At 73.3% G+C, this 21,597-nt stretch carries 22 protein-coding genes; 13 read left to right on the top strand and 9 right to left on the bottom strand.

Translation table 11 applies throughout. The annotated features are described in order from the left end of the window. Positions 1 to 167: 167 nt before the first annotated feature. Both ACFU3E_RS22275 and ACFU3E_RS22280 read left to right on the top strand, forming a co-directional pair. Positions 168 to 1,832 carry an alkaline phosphatase D family protein gene (locus ACFU3E_RS22275; protein ID WP_384160802.1) on the top strand — a complete coding sequence of 555 codons (1,665 nt, stop codon included), beginning with the start codon at positions 168 to 170 and terminating at the stop codon, positions 1,830 to 1,832. Between the two features lie 180 nt (positions 1,833 to 2,012). After that, positions 2,013 to 3,380 (top strand): alpha-lytic protease prodomain-containing protein, encoded by a 1,368-nt coding sequence (locus ACFU3E_RS22280; RefSeq protein WP_384160805.1) that lies wholly within the window; start codon positions 2,013 to 2,015, stop codon positions 3,378 to 3,380. 7 nt (positions 3,381 to 3,387) lie between these two features. On the opposite strand, the gene ACFU3E_RS22285 is transcribed toward ACFU3E_RS22280, so the two are convergent. From ACFU3E_RS22285 to ACFU3E_RS22305, 5 genes are read right to left on the bottom strand one after another with little or no spacing between them, the layout of a single operon-like run. Beyond that, positions 3,388 to 4,599, bottom strand: a complete 1,212-nt coding sequence (locus tag ACFU3E_RS22285; RefSeq protein WP_384160808.1) for a serine hydrolase domain-containing protein — start codon at positions 4,597 to 4,599, stop codon at positions 3,388 to 3,390. Continuing rightward, complete coding sequence (locus ACFU3E_RS22290) at positions 4,596 to 5,513, bottom strand: DUF6895 family protein (RefSeq protein ID WP_384160811.1); 918 nt, start codon at positions 5,511 to 5,513, stop codon at positions 4,596 to 4,598. Before ACFU3E_RS22290 ends, ACFU3E_RS22285 begins: the two co-directional genes overlap by 4 nt. Next, positions 5,510 to 6,421 (bottom strand): DUF6895 family protein, encoded by a 912-nt coding sequence (locus ACFU3E_RS22295; RefSeq protein WP_384160814.1) that lies wholly within the window; start codon positions 6,419 to 6,421, stop codon positions 5,510 to 5,512. The genes ACFU3E_RS22290 and ACFU3E_RS22295 overlap by 4 nt, the downstream gene beginning before the upstream one ends. Beyond that, the gene (locus ACFU3E_RS22300) at positions 6,418 to 7,119 is read right to left on the bottom strand and encodes a hypothetical protein (RefSeq protein ID WP_384160817.1); all 702 of its coding nucleotides are present in this window, start codon (positions 7,117 to 7,119) and stop codon (positions 6,418 to 6,420) included. Before ACFU3E_RS22300 ends, ACFU3E_RS22295 begins: the two co-directional genes overlap by 4 nt. 20 nt (positions 7,120 to 7,139) lie before the next feature. Continuing rightward, positions 7,140 to 7,328 (bottom strand): hypothetical protein, encoded by a 189-nt coding sequence (locus ACFU3E_RS22305; RefSeq protein WP_384160820.1) that lies wholly within the window; start codon positions 7,326 to 7,328, stop codon positions 7,140 to 7,142. A gap of 241 nt (positions 7,329 to 7,569) precedes the next feature. On the opposite strand from ACFU3E_RS22305, the gene ACFU3E_RS22310 reads away from it, so the two are divergent. Both ACFU3E_RS22310 and ACFU3E_RS22315 read left to right on the top strand, forming a co-directional pair. Further along, positions 7,570 to 8,103, top strand: coding sequence for a DoxX family protein (locus ACFU3E_RS22310; protein WP_384160823.1), 534 nt, complete (start codon positions 7,570 to 7,572; stop codon positions 8,101 to 8,103). A gap of 75 nt (positions 8,104 to 8,178) precedes the next feature. Beyond that, a complete protein-coding gene (locus ACFU3E_RS22315; protein ID WP_384160826.1) occupies positions 8,179 to 8,742 on the top strand; it encodes a hemerythrin domain-containing protein in 564 nt (187 codons plus the stop codon). A 702-nt stretch (positions 8,743 to 9,444) separates the two neighbouring features. Here the strand turns inward: ACFU3E_RS22315 and ACFU3E_RS22320 are convergent. Beyond that, positions 9,445 to 10,410, bottom strand: coding sequence for an NAD-dependent epimerase/dehydratase family protein (locus tag ACFU3E_RS22320; protein WP_384160829.1), 966 nt, complete (start codon positions 10,408 to 10,410; stop codon positions 9,445 to 9,447). Between the two features lie 209 nt (positions 10,411 to 10,619). Further along, entirely contained in the window at positions 10,620 to 11,147 is a 528-nt protein-coding gene (locus tag ACFU3E_RS22325; protein WP_384160831.1) for a hypothetical protein, read from the bottom strand. A 309-nt stretch (positions 11,148 to 11,456) separates the two neighbouring features. Here ACFU3E_RS22325 and ACFU3E_RS22330 point away from each other — a divergent pair, with 309 nt between their 5' ends. Together ACFU3E_RS22330 and ACFU3E_RS22335 are read left to right on the top strand one after the other, a co-directional pair. Further along, positions 11,457 to 12,086 (top strand): hypothetical protein, encoded by a 630-nt coding sequence (locus ACFU3E_RS22330; protein WP_384160834.1) that lies wholly within the window; start codon positions 11,457 to 11,459, stop codon positions 12,084 to 12,086. Continuing rightward, entirely contained in the window at positions 12,083 to 12,259 is a 177-nt protein-coding gene (locus tag ACFU3E_RS22335; protein WP_384160837.1) for a hypothetical protein, read from the top strand. Before ACFU3E_RS22330 ends, ACFU3E_RS22335 begins: the two co-directional genes overlap by 4 nt. Positions 12,260 to 12,274: 15 nt before the next feature. On the opposite strand, the gene ACFU3E_RS22340 is transcribed toward ACFU3E_RS22335, so the two are convergent. After that, positions 12,275 to 12,598, bottom strand: coding sequence for a hypothetical protein (locus ACFU3E_RS22340; protein WP_384160840.1), 324 nt, complete (start codon positions 12,596 to 12,598; stop codon positions 12,275 to 12,277). Positions 12,599 to 12,801: 203 nt separating this feature from the next. On the opposite strand from ACFU3E_RS22340, the gene ACFU3E_RS22345 reads away from it, so the two are divergent. Beyond that, the gene (locus ACFU3E_RS22345) at positions 12,802 to 13,656 is read left to right on the top strand and encodes a fructosamine kinase family protein (protein ID WP_384160843.1); all 855 of its coding nucleotides are present in this window, start codon (positions 12,802 to 12,804) and stop codon (positions 13,654 to 13,656) included. Between the two features lie 4 nt (positions 13,657 to 13,660). Here ACFU3E_RS22345 and ACFU3E_RS22350 read toward each other — a convergent pair whose 3' ends face one another. Continuing rightward, positions 13,661 to 15,319: a catalase gene (locus ACFU3E_RS22350; protein WP_384160846.1), complete on the bottom strand. Its 1,659-nt coding sequence runs from the start codon at positions 15,317 to 15,319 to the stop codon at positions 13,661 to 13,663. A 758-nt stretch (positions 15,320 to 16,077) separates the two neighbouring features. Here ACFU3E_RS22350 and ACFU3E_RS22355 point away from each other — a divergent pair. Genes ACFU3E_RS22355 through ACFU3E_RS22380 form a run of 6 tightly spaced genes read left to right on the top strand, consistent with a single transcriptional unit; the run spans position 16,078 to position 21,537 of the window. Continuing rightward, positions 16,078 to 17,703, top strand: coding sequence for an ATP-binding protein (locus ACFU3E_RS22355; protein WP_384160849.1), 1,626 nt, complete (start codon positions 16,078 to 16,080; stop codon positions 17,701 to 17,703). Then, positions 17,700 to 18,122 (top strand): roadblock/LC7 domain-containing protein, encoded by a 423-nt coding sequence (locus tag ACFU3E_RS22360; RefSeq protein ID WP_384160852.1) that lies wholly within the window; start codon positions 17,700 to 17,702, stop codon positions 18,120 to 18,122. Before ACFU3E_RS22355 ends, ACFU3E_RS22360 begins: the two co-directional genes overlap by 4 nt. Next, positions 18,119 to 18,481, top strand: a complete 363-nt coding sequence (locus ACFU3E_RS22365; protein WP_384160856.1) for a DUF742 domain-containing protein — start codon at positions 18,119 to 18,121, stop codon at positions 18,479 to 18,481. Before ACFU3E_RS22360 ends, ACFU3E_RS22365 begins: the two co-directional genes overlap by 4 nt. Then, positions 18,453 to 19,079 carry an ATP/GTP-binding protein gene (locus tag ACFU3E_RS22370; RefSeq protein ID WP_384160859.1) on the top strand — a complete coding sequence of 209 codons (627 nt, stop codon included), beginning with the start codon at positions 18,453 to 18,455 and terminating at the stop codon, positions 19,077 to 19,079. The genes ACFU3E_RS22365 and ACFU3E_RS22370 overlap by 29 nt, the downstream gene beginning before the upstream one ends. Beyond that, positions 19,076 to 20,314 carry a cytochrome P450 gene (locus tag ACFU3E_RS22375; RefSeq protein WP_384160862.1) on the top strand — a complete coding sequence of 413 codons (1,239 nt, stop codon included), beginning with the start codon at positions 19,076 to 19,078 and terminating at the stop codon, positions 20,312 to 20,314. Before ACFU3E_RS22370 ends, ACFU3E_RS22375 begins: the two co-directional genes overlap by 4 nt. Then, on the top strand, positions 20,311 to 21,537 hold the full coding sequence (locus ACFU3E_RS22380; RefSeq protein WP_384160865.1) for a cytochrome P450: 1,227 nt from the start codon (positions 20,311 to 20,313) through the stop codon (positions 21,535 to 21,537). Before ACFU3E_RS22375 ends, ACFU3E_RS22380 begins: the two co-directional genes overlap by 4 nt. The last annotated feature ends 60 nt before the right edge of the window (positions 21,538 to 21,597 follow it).

Below are 21,597 nucleotides of genomic sequence, written 5' to 3' on the forward strand. Positions count from 1 at the left end.
CCCGGAGCCCCGCACCGCCCGGGTACCGCCTGTGGTGTGAACCCCCCGCACGTCGTGCCCGTTTCAGGCATTTTGTCTGCTTAGCATGCGAGCTCCGCGCTCCGCACGTCGGCGATGTCCCCACGCGTCCGCCCGGGGCGCACGTGCCCCGTACGAGAGGACATCAGATGGCGCTGACGGGCCGTCAAAAGCCACCCTCCGAGCATGCCTTCTCCCCGCACGACGCCGTACTGCGCAGCGCGGCGCCGCACGTCGCCCGCCGTCGCTTCCTGACCGTCACCGCGGCCGCCGCGATGCTCGCGTTCACCACCAACCGGCCGGCCCGCGGCGCCACAGCCGCTCCCGAACTCGACACGGCCCGGATCACCGACAACCCGTTCACTCTCGGCGTGGCTTCCGGGGACCCGCTGCCCGACTCGGTGCTGATCTGGACCCGGCTCGCGCCCGAGCCGTTCTCGGAGGACGGCGGCCTCGGCCGGCAGCGGGTCCCCGTCTCCTGGGAAGTGGCCATGGACGAGTGGTTCGCCTTCGTCGAGCAGCGCGGTGCCGCCACCGCCCACCCCGAGTACGGCCACAGTGTGCACGTCGACGTCAAGGGCCTGATGCCGGACAGCCACTACTACTACCGGTTCCGGGTGGGCGCCTGGATCAGCCCCGTCGGCCGCACCCGTACGGCACCGGCCAAGGGCGGTGACACCGACAGCATGCGGCTGGCCGCCGTCGCCTGCCAGGCCTACCAGGACGGCTACTACACCGCCCACCGGCATCTGGCGCAGGAGGATGTCGACGTGGTGTTCTTCCTCGGCGACTACCTGTACGAGTACGCCGTGGACTCGGCCGGCGGGGCCCGCCGCTACACCGACCGCAAGCTGCCCGACGTGTTCAACCGTGAGACGACCACGCTCGCGGACTACCGGCTGCGCTACTCGCTCTACAAGAGCGACCCGGACCTGCAGGCCGCGCACGCCCAGCACCCGTTCGTCGTCACCTGGGACGACCACGAGACGGAGAACAACTACGCGGGTGCCCACGACGAGAAGGGCGGCCCGCCGGAGCAGTTCCTGGTGCGGCGCGCCGCCGCCTACCGGGCGTACTGGGAGAACCAGCCGCTGCGCGCCGAGCAGTTGCCGAACGGGCCCGACGCCCGGCTGTACCGCCGGCTGGCCTGGGGTTCGCTCGCCCAGTTCGACATCCTCGACACCCGCCAGTACCGCTCCGACCAGGCCTACAACGACCGGCCGCACGCGCCGGGCGCCGAGTCGGACGATCCGGCCCGCACGCTCACCGGCGCCGCTCAGGAGCGCTGGCTGCTGGACGGCTGGCGGGACTCCCGCGCGCTGTGGCACGTGATGCCCCAGCAGGTGTGCTTCTCCCAGCGCAAGTTCGACCTGACCGCGCAGGCCCGGGTCTCCATGGACGCCTGGGACGGCTACCGGGCCTCCCGCAGCCGCGTCATGGCGGGCGCGAAGGCCGCCGGCATCGACAACTGGATGGTCCTCACCGGTGACGTCCACGTCGGCTACGCCTTCGACATCAAGGAGGACTTCGACGATCCGGCCTCCAGGACGGTGGGGACTGAGTTGACCTGCACCTCCGTCGCCAGCGGCGGCAACGGGGCGGCGAAGCCGGGTGACTGGGAGACGTACATGAAGGCCAATCCCCACATGAAGTACTTCGACGGCCGGCGCGGTTACGTCCGCGTCGACATGGGCCGCGAGAACGCCCAGGTCGACTTCCGGACCGTCTCGGCCATCACGACGCCCGGGGGCGGCATCTCGACGACCGCGTCCTTCGTGACGGAGGTGGGCTCGCCCGGCCTGAAGTCCGCCTGAACGTCCGCCCGTACTGCACATGGCGCCGTTCCCCGCACCACAGCGCGAAGCGGGGCGGCCCGGGACATCACACCGGGCCGTTCCGGCAAGGCCTGTGCGGGAGGTCACCATGATCGACACCTGTACCGGCACCCGCATCGACACCCGTACCGAACGCTGTGATCGAAGGAGACGCATCGCATGGTCCACAGACATGCCGTGACCGGCCGCCGGGTGGCGCTGACCGCGCTGGGCGCGCTCGTCGCCACCGGGATCCCCGACTCCGTGGCGGCCGAGCCGACGCCCGCGGCGGGCCCCCTGCCCTCGGCCGCCCAGACCCTCGGCGCCGACCGGCCGTCGGCGCCGGTGCTGCGCGCCCTGGAGCGCGACCTCGGGCTGACCCCGGCCCAGGTGTCCCGGCGGCTGGTCAACGAAGCGGAGGCGGGCACCCGGGCGGGACGGCTGCGCAACGCCCTGGGCGACCGCTTCGCGGGCGCCTGGCTGCGCGGCACGACGTCGCAGGAGCTCATGGTGGCGACCACGGACGCCGCGGACGTGCCGGCCATCAAGGCGCAGGGCGCCACGGCGACCGTCGTGCAGAAGACGCTGCGCGACCTGCGGGCCACCAAGCAGAAGCTGGACGCGGCGGCCGCCCGGGGCAGCACCCTCGAGACGCCCCTGTGGTACGTCGACATCCCGGCGAACCGGGTCGTGGTGGAGGCCGGGAGCAAGGCCGCGGCGGCCGCGTTCGTCAAGGCCGCCGGCCTCGACGGCGGGAGCGTGGGCGTGAAGGTCACGGCGAACCGGCCGCGGCTCATGGAGGACGTCACCGGAGGCGACGCCTACTACATCGACGGCACCGCCCGCTGTTCCGTCGGCTTCTCCGTCACCAAGGGTGAGCAGGAGGGCTTCGCCTCGGCGGGCCACTGCGGCAAGCAGGGCGCCAGGACGACCGGGCACAACAAAGCGGACCAGGGCACCTTCCAGGCCTCCACGTTCCCCGGCAAGGACATGTCGTGGGTGGCCGTCGACGCCCCGTGGACGGCCACGCCGAACGTGCAGGGCGAGGGCGGGCAGAAGGTGCAGATCACCGGGTCGGTCCAGGCGCTGGTCGGGGCGGCGGTCTGCCGCTCGGGCTCCACCACGGGGTGGCACTGCGGCAAGGTCGAGCAGCACGACACGAGTGTCAGCTACGCCGAGGGCAAGGTGGACGGGCTGACCCGGACGACGGTGTGCGCCGAGCCGGGCGACTCCGGCGGGCCGTACGTCTCGGGCGTCCAGGCGCAGGGTGTGACGTCCGGCGGCTCCGGCGACTGCAAGACCGGCGGCACCACGTTCTACCAGCCGGTCAACCCGCTGCTCAGCGAGTTCGGCCTCACCCTGAAGACCGCCGACGCCGAGTCCCCGGCGCCGCAGGGCAGCGTCGCCCAGACCTGGGCCGCCGGCCGCGTCTACGAGGCCGGGGTCACGGTGACGCACGCGGGTGTGCGCTACCAGTGCCTGCAGACCCACCAGGCCCAGGGCCCCTGGGCGCCCACCCGGACTCCTGCCCTGTGGCAGCGGGTGTGACGAAGGGTCAGGGGTGTCCGGCGCCCGCGCGGCGCGTGCCGTCGGCGCCGGACGTGCCCGGCCGGTCCTCCGCGAGCAGCGCGTACGCGGTGGCGACGAACCGGTCCCGGGCGCGGAAGCGGCGGGTGCAGACGGCCGCCAGCGCAGTGCCGGTGTCGGGGCGGAAACCCAGGAACGCCTGCTGGCCCAGGGTCGCGCCGCTGTGGAAGTACATCGGCCCCCCGTCGGTGGGGTGACGGAACCAGGCGATGGTGTGCACGTGCCGGTGCGTCAGGCCCCGGCGGAGCACCGGGCGGCGCACCGCGCGCAGGGCGGGGGCGAGGTCCGGTGGCGCGTCGCCCGGGTACAGATGGGCCTCGAGGAAGGCGAGCAGGTCGTTCGGCGTGGCCCGTACGGCGCCGGCCGCCTGGAACCCGCCCGCGTCGAAGGGCGGCACGGGAGTGCCGCCGTCCCTGCCGCGCCCGACGGCATCGAGCCCGGAGTCGTCCGCGCGCAGGGTCGTGCCGTCGAGGCCGAGCGGGCGCAGCACCCGGTCGGTGAGGAGAACCTCCCACGGGGTGCCGGTCGCGGCGGCCAGGGCGTGGCCGAGGACGGCGACGCCGTAGTTGGAGTAGCGCCAGCGGGTGCCGGGGCGATGCCGCTGCCGGTGGCGCAGGTAGGCGTCGACGACCCGGGAGGCCGGGAAGCGGGCGTAGGGGTTGGTGTGCCAGGCGGGCAGGCCCTGGAGGAAGAAGCCGGCCGGGAGGGCGGGCAGTCCTGAGGTGTGGGTGATCAGGTGGGCGAGCGTCACCGGGGTCGCGCCGCCGGGCGGTCCGCCGTCCAGGAGGGCGGTGGCCGATTCGCCGCCGGACAGCGCACCGGAGTGGATCAGCCGGGCCAGGAGCAGACCGGTGAACGTCTTGGTGGCGGAGCCCGTCTCATAGCGCAGGTCCTCGCGGGGCAGCGGTGGGGGCGGGGCGGTACCGCCGCTCAGGATGGTCCGGTGGCCGTTGCGCGAGAGGGCGAAGACCACGTCGGGGGCGTCGGACGCGGTGACGGCGTCCGCGAGCAGCCGGTCGTCCGGCGTAACTTCGGGCGCCGGCACGCGCGGGGCCCGGATCGCGGTCACGGCGCCCGGGGCCCGGGCCCCGACCGCCGGTGCCGTCGCACGCGGCCCCGGGTTCTCGGCGCCGGACGGTTCGGGTTCGCCCGGCCACGGGGGCAGCCGACGGCTCGTCACGACGCGTGCGCCAGACCGGACATCGCCCGGGACGTGGCCAGGACCGAGGCGAAGGCGGCGACCAGCGTCGGGTGGTAGACGACGTCGAACACCTCGTCGGGTGTGCCCTCGGGCATCGTGCGGATCGCGGGCATCGCTCCGTCGGGCTGCTGTGCGGCGGCGAAGGCCTGCCAGGCGCGTTCGTCCAGGGTGGGGCGGGGCAGGCAGGCGTCGACCACGAGGAGTTCACCCAGCAGGTCCCAGCGCTCCAGGTCCAGCCAGTCGTCGATCCAGACCGGCAGCCAGATGGCGAGGTAGTCGGCGATGCCCGGCGGCAGGCCGCCGGGGTCCTCGCCCCAGTCGGTGAGGTGGAACACCGTGTGGGTGACGTCGTAGGCGATGTGGCCCTCCACGGTCCAGGGTTCCGGGGTGCGGGCCAGCCAGGTCGCGCCCACGAGGTCGGCCTCGGGCGGGCGGGGGGTGAGGCCGAACCGGCGCTGGAACGCGGAGAGACCGAGGCTGCGGGTCGGGGTGGACTCGAAGGCCACCCAGCTGTCCAGCCGGTGGTTCAGTACGGCGGCCCGCTCCACGTCGGGCCGGCTGTAACCCAGTTCCTTGAAGGGGAGATAGACCTCGAACGGGATGGGTGAGATCGGCTCCGTCCGCTGCCCGCGGACCAGCATGGCTCCGCCGTCGAGGGTCTCGCGCCAGGCGTGGTCGAGCAGTTGGCGTGCCAGCTGGGCCTGGCGTGAGCCGGCCACTCCCTCACGGAACAGCACCTTGCAGATCAGGGCCAGTTCGCCGACGGGCTTGAAGCGTTCCAGGAAGCCTGTTTCGGGGTCCACGTCGGGTTCCAGGCGGAAGCCGTCCCGGTGGGCCCAGAGCCATTCGACGGCGCGCACCCCGACGGTGTGGATCAGGCGGGTGTCGGTCATACCGGTGCTCCTTGTCCGGCGGTCAGTGCCGCCGCGAAGGCCGCCATGAGGGTGGAGTGGTAGTGCTGCGCGAAGTGGACGTCCGGGTCGCCCGAGTCGCCCTCCTCGGGGAGCGCGCCGGACGGGTCCTGTGCCGCCGCGATCCGCTGCCAGGCATCGCCGGGTACGGCGCCGTCCGGCAGGCCGGGCACACTCGCGGCCACGGCGAGCAGTTCGCAGCCGAGGTCCCACATCCGTGCGTCCAGGCAGGTGTCGAGCCAGGGTGGCAGCCAGTCGGCCAGGTAGGCGGTCAGGTCGGTGGGGAGTTCCTGGGGAGAGCGTCCCCAGTCGGTGAGGTGGAAGACCACGTGGGTGAGGGCGTATCCGGCGGAACGCTCGAACGTCCAGGGCTCCGGCAGACCGCCCAGCCAGGTGTGGCCCAGCACCTGGTGTCCGGGCTCGTCGCGGTGGATGCCGCCGCGTTCCTCGGCCTTGAGGACGCCGAGGCGGCGGGTCGGTTCCTGCTCGGTGAGCCGCCAGCCGCGGGTGCGGGCCAGCGTGGCGACGGCCGTTTCGTAGGCGGGGTGCCGGAATCCGGCCGCTGCCAGGGCGGCGTAGACCTCCAGCGGATAGGTGGCGAAGGGTTCCAGCCGTTGCAGCCGCAGGAACAGTTCTCCGTCGCCGGTCTGCTGCCAGGCAAAGGCCAGCAGGTCGGCCGCGCAGGTGTGCAGGGGGTCAGTGGGGGGCGTGTGCCGGGTGACGCTGGCGCACACCTGGGCCAGTTCGCCGAGCGGCTTCCAGCTGCTGTTGACCTGCACGTCGGCGGCCAGCGCGTCCTCGCCGAGGGCGAAGTCCGCGCGGTGCGCGGACGCCCAGGCCAGCGCGGTCCGCGCCACCTGCCGGATCTGCGGGGCGGGTGCCGTCGTCACACCGGCGCTCCGGCGCGCAGGTGGCGGGCCGCCCGCACCTGGAGTTCGACGAGCGGGTCCTGGCCGCCCATCAGTTCCACGAAATCCAGCCCTGTTTCGAGTCCCAGGGTGTCCGGGACCCCGTGCAGGAGGGTGAGCCAGCGGCCGGCTCCGGCGGCCTGGCGCCAGTCCCTGCGACGCACCGCCCGTACGAAGCCACGGGCGACGTCCACGGGACGGCCTTCCGCGACGCGGGCCACGGCGCAGTCCTCGCCGGGCAGGGCGAGCGGGGCCAGCACCGCCAGTTGATGGGTCAGGACCTGCCAACTCGCGTCGTCGAGCCACTCGGCACCGGGTTCCGGGCCGTCGGCGATACCGGCGGCGGACGGCGGGTCGAGCCGGCGCAGCGTGCACGCCATCGCCCAGTGGCTCCACAGCACGGTGGGTGCCGCGTCGGCGCGGGGCGGGAACGACTCCACGGACTTGCGGAACATCGCGAGTTCGTCGGGGTCGGGCGGTGTGCGCAGCAGGACGGCCGGCAGCAGCGCGTCGGCTCCCAGCACACGGACGGCCGCGAGTGCGAGGCCTCCCTCCTCCATGTCGACCGGCCCGGGGGCGGCCGCTCGCGTGTGGTCTCCGCCCCGGAGGGCGGAGACCACACTGGAGGCGAGGTCCTGCACCGCGCCCTGCAAGAGGGTCGAAGTGCCAGACTGCTCCATTGACTACTCCCGTTCGATCGCTAACCCTTCTTCGGGCGCGGGGTGGGCGGCGACAGCAGCAGCTTGCTGGTGGACTGGGCCAGTGCCAGTGCTGCGCACTCACGGCTGTCGCGGTAGACCCCGTCGAGTTCGGCCGGGTCGAGTGCCGCCTCGATGTCGACGCTCGGAACGCCGGTCAGTTCCTCGATGACCTTTTCCTTGGAAGGCATAGCACCATCTCCCTGAGCTGAAGCGAGTACCTTCACCTTCCGGATCACCGGAATCGGACAAAGCATGCCAACTTTCTCAGAATTCACTTAAATAACTTCGTCAACATCTCACTCTTGAGCGTTCGAGCGCGCAGACGCAGTTCCGGGCCGTCTTCCACGGCACAGGCCCCCCTTGTGAGTGGTTCGGCTCCGGCTGGGGAACCCGTCGAGCGCCGTACCCACCGACTCTCTGGAGAGGGCCATGAGTCTGTTGCGTGTGCTCGGCCGCCCCATGCTGGCCTCGATGTTCCTCGCGGGCGGCATGAACTCCGTCCGTGCCCCCGAGCAGGTCGCCGACGCCGCCGAGCCTGTCGTCCAACCGGTCACCGAGCGCGTCTCGGCCCTGCCGGACCGCACCGAGCAGGTCGTACGGCTCAGCGGTGCCGTACAGGTCGCGGCGGGGCTGATGCTGGCCACGGGGCGCATGCCGCGCCCGGCCGCACTGGCCATCGCGGCCACCCTGGTGCCCACCACGCTGGCCGGACACCGCTTCTGGGAGGCGGAGGACCCCGAGGAGCGGGCACAGCAGCGCATCCACTTCTTCAAGAACATGTCCATGCTAGGCGGGCTGCTGATCGCCGCCGACGACACCGGCGCCCGCCCCTCGGTGGTCTGGCGGGGCACCCACGCCGCCCGCGGTCTGCGGCGCGACGCCGGTCTGGTGCGCCGCTCCGTACGCGCCACCGCCCGGCCGGCCGCGGCGGCCGGCCGGGCCCGGGCCAAGCTCCCCGCCTGAGCCGCCGCCACGGCACCGGTGACCGCACGTTGACGCCCTGAAGCCGGGGGGACCCGAGCGCTGGAGGTGAAGGACATGGGACACGGAGGAAACGTCATCGACGAGCTGGTGACCGATCACCGTGAGGTCGAGGAGATGTTCGGCAGGATCGAGGCACTGCCGTCCGGTCACCAGGACCGCAAGGTGTACGCCGACCGGGTCACGATGGAGCTCGTACGGCACTCGGTGGCCGAGGAGGCCTACCTCTACCCGGCCGTGCGCGAGCACGTGGCGGGCGGGGACGCCCTCGCCGACCAGGAGCTCAAGGACCACGCCACGGCCGAGCAGATCATGAAGGACCTGGAGGGCTGTGACGCGGGCGACGCCGACTTCGACCGGCTGATGGGCATGCTGATGAGCGAGATCCGCTCGCACATCGCCGACGAGGAGGGCAATCTCTTCCCCCGGCTGCGGCAGGCCTGCCCGATGGACACGCTCAACGAGCTGGGCGACAAGGTGCGGAAGGCGAAGAAGACCGCCCCGACCCGGCCCCACCCGGCGGCCCCCGACACGCCTCCGGCGAACAAGCTCCTGGCTCCGGGCACCGGCATGGTGGACCGGCTGCGTGACACGCTGAGCGGCCGCGGCAAGTTCGAGTAGGGCCGTCACCGCGCTGAGCGGGGCTCGTCGCCGAGGCGACGGGCCCCGCTCCCGTGTGCGCGTGTTCACCCCCCTGTGGCGTCAATGCCCCTGCGCGGCACACCGTCAGGGAGGGGCGGGACAGCGGGTCGAGGTGTGGGGGAGCCGGTTCCCCCGGGGGACGTCGGCGACGAGCGTGCCGTCGCGGCCGACGAGGACGGCCGGGGGAACAGCCGGGCGCCAGGGGCCGGTGTCACGACCGCAGCCGTTCCCGGACCGCAGGGCGGGGCGGGGCGGGGCGCGGGAGCCGGTGCACCGCTTCCGAACGGAGTGGTGCGGCCGGGTCTTGCGGTGCGGGAGGCGCCCGCGCAGCCGGTGCCAGGTCGCGGCGGGCGTCGGGGCGACGGGCCGGAACTGTTCACGGCCTGCCCTTCACGAGCCGTTCCAGGGTGCCCGCGTGCCCGGGAGGGGCCAGCAAGCGGTGGCCGGGGGCCGTACTCGGAGCGGCCCTGGAACCAGACGACGAACCCGTTGTCCGCCAGGGCGCGGGCGACCGTCGCGGCGATGTCCGGAGGCAGCCGCGGCGGCGACGGGCGGTTCGTCGATCACCAGGGTGGCGGCCGGATCGTGGAACAGGGCGGTGGATTCCGAGGATGCGCAGGGGAAGGCGTGCCTTCGGCGGCCGGGCCCCCGGACGCGGCGGTGCGGGGTGTCCGGACCGGGTCACTCCTCGCCGCCGGCCCCGCGGAACCAGGCGATCGTGCGCCGCAGCCCCTCCTCGGCGCGCACCTGCGGATCCCAGCCGAGCTTGTCGCGGGCCAGCGTGATGTCCGGGCAGCGCACGGCCGGGTCGTCCACCGGGCGCTCGATGTAGCGGATCTCAGAGGAGGACTCGGCGAGTTCGACGACCAGGCGCGCCAGGTCGAGCATGGTGATCTCGGTCGGACTGCCGATGTTGACGGGGCCGCGCATGCCGTGGGCGGCGGCGGCGAGGACGCCGCGCACGGTGTCGTCGACGTAGCACAGCGACCGGGTCTGGCGGCCGTCGCCGGTCACGGTGAGGGGCTCGCCGTCGAGAGCCTGCCGTACGAAGGTCGGCACCGCGCGTCCGTCGTGGCCGCGCATCCGGGGGCCGTACGCGTTGAACAGCCGCACGATGCAGGTGTCGGTGCCCAGGGCGTCGGCGTGGGCGGTGGTCAGTGCCTCGCCGAAACGTTTGGCCTCTTCGTAGACGCTGCGCGGGCCGACGGGGTTGACGATGCCCCGGTAGCGCTCGTCCTGGGGGTTCTGCTGCGGGTCGCCGTAGACCCCGGAGGCCGAGGCGAGGACGAAGCGGGCGCGGGAGGAGTGCGCGAGCTCCAGGGCGTTGCGGGTGCCGACGCTGCCGGTCTCCATGGTGTGCAGCGGGAGGCGCAGGTAGTCCGCCGGGGACGCCGGGGAGGCGAAGTGCAGGACGAGGTCCGGTGGCCGCTTGATCCGCAGGCCCTCGGCGACGTTGGCCTGGACGAGCGTGAAGCCGGGCTGTTCGAGCAGCGGCGCTATGTTCTCGGGCCGGCCGGTGCTGAAGTCGTCCACGCAGGTGACGGCCGCGCCCGCGTCCAGCAGCGCGGCACACAGATGGGAGCCGACGAACCCGGCACCGCCGGTGACGACGGCGTGCTCCCAGTTCCGTGAGAGGGCGGTGGTCATGTCGGTTTCTCCTCCGTCAGCGGCGCGCGGCACGACGGCTGCGCCTCAGCCCGGCGAACAGGGGGCCGGAGGGCCGTCGAGCCCACGCTCAGCCTCCGCCGGCCGTGCGGGCACGGCACGGTCGCGTACGGCAAACCGGTGAGTCACAGAGGGTGAGGAGCGCGGCCGGCGGGCTTCCGCGCAGGTCGTCGAGACGGCCGCAGGGGGTGTCAGCCGATCAGCGTGCGGCCCGGTTCCAGGCGGTCGAGGAGCTGGTCCTGGTGCAGGCCGGCGACGGGAGCCAGCAGGTCGGGGTGGCGCAGCAGCGCGGCGGCCTTCCGGTCACTGTCTTCTGGGGCGGTCAGCCGGCGGAACTCGGCTCGAGACCCGGTGCCGTGGCTGCCGTCGGCGAGGGCGGCCACGGCCCGGGCCGCCAGCTCGGGGTCGGTGAGCAGACAGGCCGCCCAGCTGGCCACGACCTCGTCCACCCAGGTGCGCCAGGCGTGGGCGTCCGCGTCGTCGCCGAGGGCCGCGTCGGCGCCGGTGACCCAGTCCAGCCGCCCGGAGCCGCCGGGGCCGGCCATGCCGAGCAGGGCGGCGTCCATCGCCGTCGGGTACCTGAGCCAGGCCGCGACCGTCACGGCCTGCCGGGCCTGGACCTCGCACAGGGCTGAGGCCAGCGCGCCGCCCGAGGCGGGGAAGGCGCGGGTCAGCCACTGGGCGGTCGCCGCGATGACGGGGGAGAGATCTGCTTGCACTGCCGGGCCGTCCGAGGGAAGGGAGCGGGGATCTGGTCGTAGACGGTAACCACCGCTTCCCGCACCCGGACGTGATGGGGACCTCGTCCGGGACGTGGCCTCGGCCACATCGCCCACGGGCGCGAGTCCGGCCGGTCCCCCGGCCTCCTCGGCGGGGCCGCGGGAGGCGCGCCGGCATCCGCCTCCCCGGGCCGCCGCGCGGAGCGACGGCGCCCGTTTCGCCGCACCGGGGCCGGGCACCCGGCGCGCGTGCTGTCTCAGGGCCCCGAATCCGCTGGTCCGGCCCGGGGTGCAGGTGCCCGCTCGCCGGTGCGCTCGCTGCGCTTCGACGGCTGGATCGCGGGGATCGGCACGGCGTCCGGCGTCCGCGTGGTGCTCGGGCACTGGGCACGGTCGCCGTTCGGCCCGTTCAGCGACGTGATGATCGAGGGGGCCGACGGCCATCGGCTGCTGCTGGCGCCCACGGGCGAGACGGCGGGCTTCGTCGCCGCCACGTACGTCTTCGACGAGGTGCGGGTCGTACCGGTCGAGGTGCGGTACGCCGGTCACCACTGGAACGTCACCGCCCCGCCGCTCGACCTGCGCTTCAGCACCGGCCGCCGGAACCTGCCGGGCCTGGCGCTGCGGGCGGTCCCGGGACGGCTCGCCGCCCGCCCGGACTGGATCGCGCTGTGGGACCGGCCGGCCCGTCTGCTGCTGGGAGCACGCACCCACGGCAGTGCCCGGGCCGGACGGCACCAGTGGTACGGCGCCCGGGATCTGCACCCGGTCACCTCGGCCACCGCCACCTACGAGGGCGAGAGCCTCGGCGCCCTCGCCCCGGTCGAGCCCCCCGTGCGCTTCGGGACCGGCTCGACACCCCGCCACCCCTGCCTCGTGCGGGTCACCACCACGGTGGCCGTGGAACAGGACGGGAGCACGCCAGGAACCGCGTCATGACGGAACAGCGAGCGGATTCGCCGGACGCCGGCGCGCCCCGGCCACCGGCCACCACGGAAGACCGTCTCGATCCGCGTCGGCTCGGCGAGCTCATCGAGCGGGTCCGGCGGCAGCACGCCGCGCTGGAGGCGCTGCGCCACAAGCAGGTCGAGGCCGCCTTCGGCGGAGCCTGAGAGGCCGGAACCGGCTCACCAGAACCTGCTGCTGAGGGCGGGCTGATGGGCCAGTTGCACGGCGTCGCGCAGCCGCAGCGCGACGCTGATGGTGGCACGCAGGGCGGACGGGCGGACGGTCTGGGCGGTCTCGGTGGCGAGGACCAGCAGGCAGGCCGCCGCCTGCTCGACGACCGAGGCGGGCAGGGTGAAGTCGTTGTCGGCGGCCGTGCGGAACGCCTTCAGGGGAATCGCGACTCCGTCGATGGCCCGGTGCGCGGCCTGCTCCAGGTGCTGTGCGGCCTGTTCGCACACAGGGGCGGGCAGGGCGATGGTGCGCTGGAACGGTGAACTCGTCATGCCCCGACTGCTCCCCCGCCGGTGGCCGGTTCTGTCGGCCGGCGGCGGGAATTCACCGTCCCGCGTGATCGGCGTGCGGCAGTGTCCGGAGCCGGGACGTCCGCCACGTGAGCACGCCGCAGGACGGATGGGAGCCCGGGCCCGGTGCTTCGCCCGCACGTACGCTGGGAGGCGATCAAGAGCGGCGTCGAGAGGAAGTACGGATGACCGCCGGTGCGGAGGTCGTGGCCCGGCTCACCGGGCGGGCGGTCAGCGGTGAGAGGCAGCTGTCGGGGGCACTCACCGAGGTCACTCTCGACGACCGGCGGGTCGTGGTCCTCAAGCGGTCCGAGAAGCCGGGGGCGGCGCGGGCCGAGGCGGCCGGGTTGCGGTGGCTGGCCGACGCCGGGAAGGTGCGGGTGCCGGTCGTGCGCGGGTGCGACGAGGGCTGGCTGGTCGTCGACCGGGTGGTGGAAGGGCGGCCGGGCCCGGAGGCGGCGGTGCGGTTCGGCCGGGACCTCGCCGCGCTGCACGCCGCCGGGGCGCCCGCGTTCGGGGCGCCGCCGCCGGGCGGGCCGGTGGACGCGTACATCGGGCTCGCACCGATGCGCAACGAGCCGGGTACCGACTGGCCGCGCTGGTACGCCGAGCGGCGCGTGCTGCCCTACTTGCGGCGAGCGGTCGATCAGGGCACGGTCCGGGGCGGCGAGGCGGCCGTCGTGGAGCGTCTGTGCGAGCAACTGCCGGGGCTGGCGGGGCCGGCCGAGCCGCCCGCGCGGCTGCACGGCGATCTGTGGAGCGGCAACGTGCTGTGGGCGGCCGACGGGCAGGTGCGGCTGATCGACCCGGCCGCGCACGGCGGGCATCGGGAGACGGACCTGGCGATGCTGCGACTGTTCGGCTGCCCTCACCTGGAGCGGGTGCTGGAGGGGTACCAGGAAGTGGCGCCGCTCGCGGACGGCTGGGTGGGACGCGTCGGCGTGCACCAGCTGTTTCCGCTGCTGGTGCACGCCGTGCTGTTCGGCAGGGGCTACGCGGAACAGGCCGTCGCGGTGGCCCGTTCGGCCCTGGAGGGGTGACCCGTCAGCGGGTCACGACGTGCCGCTCGTCGGGGACGCAGTGGGTCATGGTGAGGCCCTCGACGTCGCGCGGCTTGTTCTTGCCGAGGCCGGCCAGGCGTTCGCGGTCGTCGTCCGTGAGGTCCTGGCTCGCCAGCGGCTCCAGAGAGGCCACGTCCTCCGGGCCGATGCCCAGTCCTTCGCCGACCCGCAGGCCGAGGTCGTTCTCGACCAGCAGGAAGTGCCAGACCATGCGCTCCTGGATCGCCCGGTCGCACTGGGACAGTTGACCGATGAAGTTCTTCACCAGGTCGTCACGCTCCCAGTCCTCCAGCAGCAGGTAGCGCTGACCGGCCTGGAGGTAGTCGTTGGTGCGGGGGATGCGCTTGCGGGTCACCCGGCCGTGGATCTCGGGGCCTTGCTCGTCGTGGTTCGGGTAGCGGGCCTCGCGCAGGCCCCCGGTGATGGACGGTTCGTAGTTGACCTGCGGGTTCTCTCCTCCGCCGTCCACGTGGCAGGCCATCTGGCCGTCGCGCTGGTTGGTGTGTACGTCCGCGTTCCTGGCCTGGTTGACGGGGAGTTGCAGGTAGTTCGGGCCGACCCGGTAGCGCTGGGTGTCGCTGTACGAGAAGGTCCGGCCGACGAGCATCTTGTCATCGGAGAAGTCCAGGCCGTCGACGAGGACGCCGGTGCCGAAGGAGATCTGCTCGTTCTCGGCGAAGAAGTTCTCCGGCATCCGGTCGAGCACCATCCGGCCCACCGGCTTCGGCGGGAAGTCCTGCTCGGGCCAGGTCTTGGTGTCGTCCAGCGGGTCGAAGTCGAGCTCCGGGTGGTCGTGGTCGTCCATCAGCTGGACGAGCAGTTCCCACTCCGGGTGGTCACCGCGGGCGACGGCCTCGTACAGGTCCTTGGTGGCGTGGCCCAGGGTGTCGGCCTGGACGTTGGCTGCGTCCTCCTCGGTCATGCTGCGCACGCCCTGCTTGGGCATCCAGTGGTACTTGACCAGCTTGGTCTCACCGTCGGCGTTGACCCACTTGTAGGTGTTGACGCCGAAGCCCTGCATGTGGCGGTAGTCGGCGGGGATGCCGCGCGGGCTGAACAGGTTGACCAGCATGTGCATGGCCTCGGGGGTCTGCGACATGAAGTCGAAGATGCGGCCCGGCTGCTGCTCGAAGGTCACCGGGTCCGGCTTGAGGGCGTGGATGACGTCCGGGAACTTGATGGCGTCGCGGATGAAGAAGACGCCCAGGTTGTTGCCGACCAGGTCCCAGTTTCCGTCCTCGGTGTAGAACTTCACGGCGAAACCACGCGGGTCGCGGGCCGCCTCGGAGGAGTCGCGGCCGCCGATCACCGTGGAGAAGCGGACGGCGACATCCGTGCGTGTGCCGCGCTCCTGGAACAGCTTGGCGCGGGTGTAGCGGCTGATCGGCTCCTCGCCCCAGGTTCCGTAGGCCTCGAAGTGGCCGTAGGCCGTGACGCCGCGCGCGTGCACGACGCGCTCGGGGATGCGTTCCCGGTCGAAGTGGCTGATCTTCTCCAGGAACTGGTAGTTCTCCAGCGTGGCGGGGCCGCGGGGGCCGACGGTGCGCTGGTTCTGGTTGTCGTGGACCGGATGGCCCTGGCGGTTGGTGAGTACCTTGCGGTCGTCGCCCGGAGCGGGGCCGGTACCGGATACGTCCGTCATGTGCGTGGGCTCCTTCGGCTCGTGACCGGCGGCCGACCGGTGCGGCACCGTCAGCGGCCGCCCGGCCGCCCGGCCGGTCCTGGCGGGACGGGCCGGGTACCCGGAGGGCGGGGTCACTCACGTGCCACGGACCTCATCGGGCGGCGGTGCCGTCCCCCGGGCACGGGACCGGCACCGCCGCTACGCTGGGTCACATGTGGGGCGGCGCCGCCGCGACCCAGCCGCCGACCGTCCCCGGCAAGACGATGACGGCCCGCGCGCGGAGGTCGCCGATCGGCAGCCCCAGGACGCACAGGCCTTCGTTCCCGCCGCAGTGGAGGATGCGCCACCGAGTCGGCGCCCGCGGCGGCAGGCCGTCCGGGTGTTCGGACCGGTGGCCGGCCGGCAAGGCACGACGTGAAGGCGGCCCCCTGCGTGGTGATCCCCGGCATGAGGGCCTCCTTCTCGCGGAGCGGGCCTCTTCGGGCGCCGGGCGGGAACCGCTTTCCGGTCGGGCGCACAGTCCGCACCCGTCTTGGAGTGATCACGCCGTCACGGGCGCGAGGCAGGCCGGCCAGATCCGTACGCACCACCAACTCCACCCTCCTGTACGGCATTTCCGACAGTTGCCCCGGAAGCCCACAGACACCGGTCACTTTCGGAACGAAGTGGCGCTCCACCGTGCGAGACCGGTCGATGACGGTGTGTACTGTGCTGCGGGTGGCTCGCCAGAGCACCTCGAACCCCGCCCTGCCCGACTCCCTCCTGGAATCGACTCGATGATCGAAGTACCGGACCTGGCCGTCGGCGCACTCGCCCTCGGCACGCTGTCCGCGTTCGCCCTAGGCGGCGGGCTGCTGCGCTCGCGGCGGCAACTGGCCGCGCAGCGCGCGAAGACGGCCGCATTGCGGGCTCAACTCGACGGTACTTCAAGGGCGTTCACTTCCGAGGTCGAACATCTGGCGGCGCGGCGGGTGCCCGCCGCGGCCCGGCAGGCCGCACATTCCCACGTCGCCGTGCCCGGCCCGCTGAACCCACAGCTGGCCGGTTCGCCCCTGGGTGTCGCCCTGGAGCAGGTGCTGAAGGGGCTGCACGCCGAGCTGGCCGCGCAGCGCACCCGGATCGACGCGGCCGCGCAGGCCGGGATACGCGGGGCCACCCGGGAGATCCAGGCGGCGCTGTACCGGCTGCAGGACGCTCTGCGCCAGCTGCAACAGCGCTACGACGAGCCCGAGTTGGCGCAGACTCTGTTCGAGCTGGACCATGAGAACGAGCAGTCGCTGCGGCGTGCGCAGATCGCGGCGGTGGTGTGCGGGGCGTGGGTGGGGCTGGCCCGGGAGGAGTCCCACCTCGTGGACGCGGTGACGGGCGGTCAGGCCCGTCTCGCGGGTTACCGGCGCGTCCGGGTCAACAACCACCTGGCGACCGGTACGGCCCTGGTGTCCCACGCCGTCGAGCCGGTCGCCATCATCGTCGCCGAGCTCCTCGACAACGCGCTGCGGCACTCCGCGCCCGACACGGACGTCGTGGTGAGTCTCGAGGCGGTCCACCACGGTGTCTGCGTCACCGTGGACGACGCCGGTCTGGGCATGACGCAGGACGAGAGGGCCCGGGCGCAGCGGATGGTCGCCGGTTCGGATCCGATCCTGCTGACAGAACTCGGCGACCCGCCGCGCATGGGGCTCGCGGCCATCGGCCAGCTGACCCGGCAGTTCGATCTGAGCGTGGACCTGTCCTCCCTGTCGCCGTACGGCGGGGTGCGGGCGGTGCTGCGGGTCGACAGTCATCTGCTGACGCGGATCGACCCCGAGGAAGTGCCTCCGGCGGCCAGCGCCCCGCGTTCGACCCGCAGGACCGCGGTGTGGGACGTGGGCGGCGGTTCCGGTGCGTCCCACGGTTCGGGCCCTGCCCCGTCCGGTCCGCCGCACACGCCCCGCCAGGTCCCGGCCGCCCCGCCGCGGCAGGCCGAATCCGCCCCGGCCGCCTCGTCCGGCAACTCCGAGCCGGCCGTCGAGCCCCCGAGGCCCGGACCGCTGCCCGCCGACGCCGGCCACGATCACGGCTACGGCACGGAGCAGGACGCCGGCTCCGACGCCCCGGTCCCCGGCCACCACGGCCCGCGCGAGAGCGGCGACCTCCCCCAGCGGCGGCGTCGCGGCCGGGCCACGCCCCCGTCCGGCCCCGCCGCGGCCGAACCCGCACCCCAGCGCCGCCCCCGCCGCCCCGAGGAGTCCGCAGCCGCCCTCGGCGCCCTCCAGTCCGGCACCGCGGCAGCGCGCGGCGCCGCCGTATCGAACACCGGGGCCGTCCCAGCCGTATCTGAGGGTGCCCCGGCCACGACCACGGCCGACTCGGCATCCGACGACACCGACAGCAACGACCACGAAGGGGGAACGGCTCGATGACCAGCCGCGCAGCGGGGGACACGGCATGGGTGCTCGAACCGGTCCTGGAGGTGCCGCACGTCGTGGCCGCCGCCCTGCTCACCCGGGACGGACTCGTCACCGGCTACACCGACGCGCTGTCGCGGCCGTCGGCCGAGCGGGTCGCGGCCATCACCAGCACCGTGCAGGGCGCCTGCCGTACCGCGGCGGCGGCGTTCGCCGACACCGACCGGGCCGAGATCCGGCAGGTCGTCATCGAGTCGGACCACGGCTATGTGCTCATCGTGCCGACGGACCACGGCACCTGCGTCGCCGCGTACGGCGATCCCGAGGTGCGACTGGACCTGCTCGCCCACCGGGTGCACTCGCAGGTGGCGCGGCTGGGCGAGAAGGCGATGGCCGCCGGGCCCCGGGGTGCCGACGGCGACGCACCGGCATGACGGGCCGCCGAGGCGGCCGTCCCCTGGTTCCCGCGTACCTGTCGACCGGCGGGGTGGCGCGGCCCAGCCGTGGGCATCTGGAGCGGCTGTCGGTCCTCACCGGCAGCGGTGAGCCGGTCCCGGTCGACCTGTCCGCCGCCCAGGCGGCCCTGCTGGAGGAGCTGGGATACGGCTCGCTGACGGTGGTGGAGGCCGCGGCCCTGCTGCGGCTGCCCGTCTCCGCGGTGCTCGTGCTGGCCGCCGACCTCCTGGACCGCGACCTGGTACTGGCCCGCGCGCCGATCCCGCCCGCCCGGCGCTTCGACCCCGACCTGCTGAAGAGAGTGGCCGATGGCCTCCGCGACCTCAAGCACCGTTGACGCCCAGCCCGGCGGTACGGACATCCACCTCCCCGACACCGCCCAGGACTTGGTGAAGATCCTGATCACGGGGCCGTTCGGGGTGGGCAAGACCACCCTGATCCGCTCCGTCTCCGAGATCCGCCCGCTGCACACGGAGGAGCGGCTCACCGAGGCGTCCGCACAGGTCGACGATCTCGCCGGCGTACGGGACAAGTCGACCACGACGGTCGCCATCGACTTCGGCCGGATCAGCCTGCCGGGCGGCGTCGTGCTGTACCTGTTCGGCACGCCCGGCCAGGAGCGGTTCCGGGCCCTGTGGGACGACATCGCCTACGGGGCGCTCGGCGCACTCGTCCTGGTGGACGCCCGCCGGATCGACGCCTCGTTCGACGTGCTCGGGCTGGTGGAGGAGACCGGACTGCCGTACGCCGTCGCCTTCAACACCTTCCCCGACGCGCCCCGCCACCACACGGCCGAGCAGTTGCGCGCAGCCCTGGATCTGGAGCCCACGACCCCGATGGTGACCTGCGACGCGCGGGAGGCGAACTCCTCGGTCGACGCTCTGCTCGCGCTGGTGCAGCACCTGATCGACCACCACCCCCCGGAGCCCAGGTGACCCATCCGTCCCCCGCCGAGCAGGCCTTCTCCCTCGCGGCGCCCGTCCGCCTGTGGGAGGACGGCTTCGCCCGCGACCCCCACCCCTACTACGCCGCCCTGCGCGCCCACGGCCCCGTGGGCTGGGCGGAACTCGCGCCCGGTGTCCCGGCATACGTCGTCACGGACCGGCGGGCGGCACTGGAGCTGCTGCACGACACGGAGACCTTCTCCCATGACCCCAGGCCGTGGGAGGCGACCGTCCCCGACGACTCGCCGGTACTGGGCATGATGCGCTGGCGGCCCAACACCCTGTTCGCCGACGGCGGCGCCCACCTGCGCTACCGCACCTCGCTGATCGACGCCTTCGACCTGGTGGAACCGCACGACCTGCGGGCCCGGGTGCACCGGGCGGTGCATCTGCTGGTGAGCCGGATCGGGCCGCGCGGCGAGGCCGATCTGGTGGGCGAGTTCACGCGACCGCTGATGGCGCTGGTGTTCAACAGCCTGTTCGGGCTGCCGGACAGCGCGAGCGACCGGCTCGACGCCGCGCTGGGCAAGCTGATCGAGGGCGGCGCCCAGGCGGCGCAGGGCGAGGCCGAGTTCGGCGGGTACGTGCTGGAGCTGATCGCCGCCAAGACCGAGCAACGGGGCGACGACCTGCCGAGCTGGCTGCTGGACCATCCGGCAGGACTGACCCCCGAGGAGGTCACCTGGCAGGTGTTCCTCACACTCGGCGCGGGCCACGAGCCGACGGCCAACCTGGTGTCCAACGCGCTGTCGCGGATCCTCGGCAACCCGGCCTACTACTCCACGCTGACCAGTGGCGCCCGCCCGGTGACGGACGCGGTGCTGGAGGTCCTGCACCACGAGACGCCGCTCGCCAACTACGGCATCCACTACGCCCGTACGCCGGTCACCTTCCACGGTGTGTGGATCAGGGCCGCGGTGCCGGTGGTGATCTCCTACGGGGCGCTCGCCGAGACGGCCGAGCGGGAGCGCGGCGCCGACCGCCACCCGTCGGATGCCTCGCACCTGTCCTGGTCGGCCGGCCCGCACGCCTGTCCGGTCAAGCAGCACACCCTGCTCATCGCCACCGAGGCGATCGAACGGCTCACCCAGTGGCTGCCCGACCTCGACCCCGTGCTGCCCCGCGAGCGCCTGACGTGGCGGCCCGGCCCCTTCCACCGCTCTCTGACGGCGCTGCCCGTCCGTTTCAGCCCCCGCTCCCCCGACCAGCCAGGAGGACGACCGTGACCGTCACCGACCGCATCGCTCTGGACCCGTTCGGCGCCGACATCGCCGCCGAGAGCTCCCGGCTGCGTGCCCTCGGCCCGATCGTGCCCGTCGAACTGCCGGGCGGCATCCCCGCCTGGGCACCCACGCGGTACGACACGCTCAAGGAGCTCATCCTCGACCCGCGGGTCAGCAAGGACCCGCGGCTGCACTGGCGGCTGTGGCCCGAGATCGGCGAGCACCCGTCCTGGGGCTGGATCCTGGGCTGGGTCGGTGTGGTCAACATGCTCTCCACGTACGGCCCGGACCACACCCGGCTGCGCAAGCTGGTCGCTCCCAGCTTCACGCACCGGCGCACCGAGGCCATGCGGCCCCGGGTGGAGGCGATCACGGCGGAGTTGCTGGCCGCGCTGGAAGCCGCCGACGGCGAGGTCGTGGACGTCAAGGAGGGGCTCGCGCATCCGCTGCCTATGCGGATGATCTGCGAACTGATGGGCGTTCCGGACGAGTTGCGGGAGGACACCGGCCGGCTCATCGCGGCCATCATGGACACCTCCGACCCGAGCCCGGAGCACGCGGCGTCCGTGCAGCGGCGGATCGGGACGGTGCTGCCCGCGCTGATCGCCCACCGGGCCGCACACCCCGGGGACGACATCACGACCGAGCTGATCCGGGTCCGCGACGAGGACGGTGACCGGCTGAGCGACGAGGAGCTGCTGTACACGCTGCTGCTGGTGATCGGCGCCGGTTTCGAGACCACCGTGAACCTCATAGGCAACGCGGTCGTCGCCCTGCTCCGCCGTCCCGGGCAACTGGCGGCCGTCCGGTCCGGGCAGATCGGCTGGGACGCCGTCGTCGACGAGACGCTGCGTGCCCACCCGTCGATCGCGTCGCTGCCGCTGCGCTTCGCCGTCTCCGACCTCACCGTCGGCGGTGTGACGATCCCGGCCGGTGACGCCATCATCACGACGTACGCCGCCGCGGGGCTCGACCCCGAGCACTACGGGCCGGACGCCGACCACTTCGACGCCACGCGCGCCGCCGACGACCATCTGGCGTTCGGGATCGGCGTGCACCGCTGCATCGGTGCCCCGCTGGCCCGGCTGGAGGCCCTGACCGCGCTGCCGGCGCTGTTCGACCGGTTCCCCGGCCTGAGCCTGGCCGAAGGTGACGAGGGCTTGCGGCAGGTGCCGTCGTTCATCGCGTTCGGCTGGCAGGAGATCCCGGTGCGGCTGCGGGGCTGACGCCACCGGAGGCAGGACAGCGCGCGGGAGCGCGACCGGTCCCCCGTTCCGGTCGTGCCC

Origin of the sequence: Streptomyces sp. NPDC057424 (assembly GCF_042803315.1) — a bacterium.
Taxonomy (GTDB): Bacteria; Actinomycetota; Actinomycetes; order Streptomycetales; family Streptomycetaceae; genus Streptomyces.

Coding starts and splice junctions, on each gene's coding strand:
- ACFU3E_RS22290 (WP_384160811.1), bottom strand. CDS start 5,513: ATGACCGACACCCGCCTGATCCACACCGTCGGGGTGCGCGCCGTCGAA.
- ACFU3E_RS22305 (WP_384160820.1), bottom strand. CDS start 7,328: ATGCCTTCCAAGGAAAAGGTCATCGAGGAACTGACCGGCGTTCCGAGC.
- ACFU3E_RS22355 (WP_384160849.1), top strand. CDS start 16,078: ATGATCGAAGTACCGGACCTGGCCGTCGGCGCACTCGCCCTCGGCACG.
- ACFU3E_RS22320 (WP_384160829.1), bottom strand. CDS start 10,410: ATGACCACCGCCCTCTCACGGAACTGGGAGCACGCCGTCGTCACCGGC.
- ACFU3E_RS22370 (WP_384160859.1), top strand. CDS start 18,453: ATGGCCTCCGCGACCTCAAGCACCGTTGACGCCCAGCCCGGCGGTACG.
- ACFU3E_RS22335 (WP_384160837.1), top strand. CDS start 12,083: ATGACGGAACAGCGAGCGGATTCGCCGGACGCCGGCGCGCCCCGGCCA.
- ACFU3E_RS22315 (WP_384160826.1), top strand. CDS start 8,179: ATGGGACACGGAGGAAACGTCATCGACGAGCTGGTGACCGATCACCGT.
- ACFU3E_RS22360 (WP_384160852.1), top strand. CDS start 17,700: ATGACCAGCCGCGCAGCGGGGGACACGGCATGGGTGCTCGAACCGGTC.
- ACFU3E_RS22280 (WP_384160805.1), top strand. CDS start 2,013: ATGGTCCACAGACATGCCGTGACCGGCCGCCGGGTGGCGCTGACCGCG.
- ACFU3E_RS22350 (WP_384160846.1), bottom strand. CDS start 15,319: ATGACGGACGTATCCGGTACCGGCCCCGCTCCGGGCGACGACCGCAAG.
- ACFU3E_RS22310 (WP_384160823.1), top strand. CDS start 7,570: ATGAGTCTGTTGCGTGTGCTCGGCCGCCCCATGCTGGCCTCGATGTTC.
- ACFU3E_RS22275 (WP_384160802.1), top strand. CDS start 168: ATGGCGCTGACGGGCCGTCAAAAGCCACCCTCCGAGCATGCCTTCTCC.
- ACFU3E_RS22365 (WP_384160856.1), top strand. CDS start 18,119: ATGACGGGCCGCCGAGGCGGCCGTCCCCTGGTTCCCGCGTACCTGTCG.
- ACFU3E_RS22345 (WP_384160843.1), top strand. CDS start 12,802: ATGACCGCCGGTGCGGAGGTCGTGGCCCGGCTCACCGGGCGGGCGGTC.
- ACFU3E_RS22340 (WP_384160840.1), bottom strand. CDS start 12,598: ATGACGAGTTCACCGTTCCAGCGCACCATCGCCCTGCCCGCCCCTGTG.
- ACFU3E_RS22300 (WP_384160817.1), bottom strand. CDS start 7,119: ATGGAGCAGTCTGGCACTTCGACCCTCTTGCAGGGCGCGGTGCAGGAC.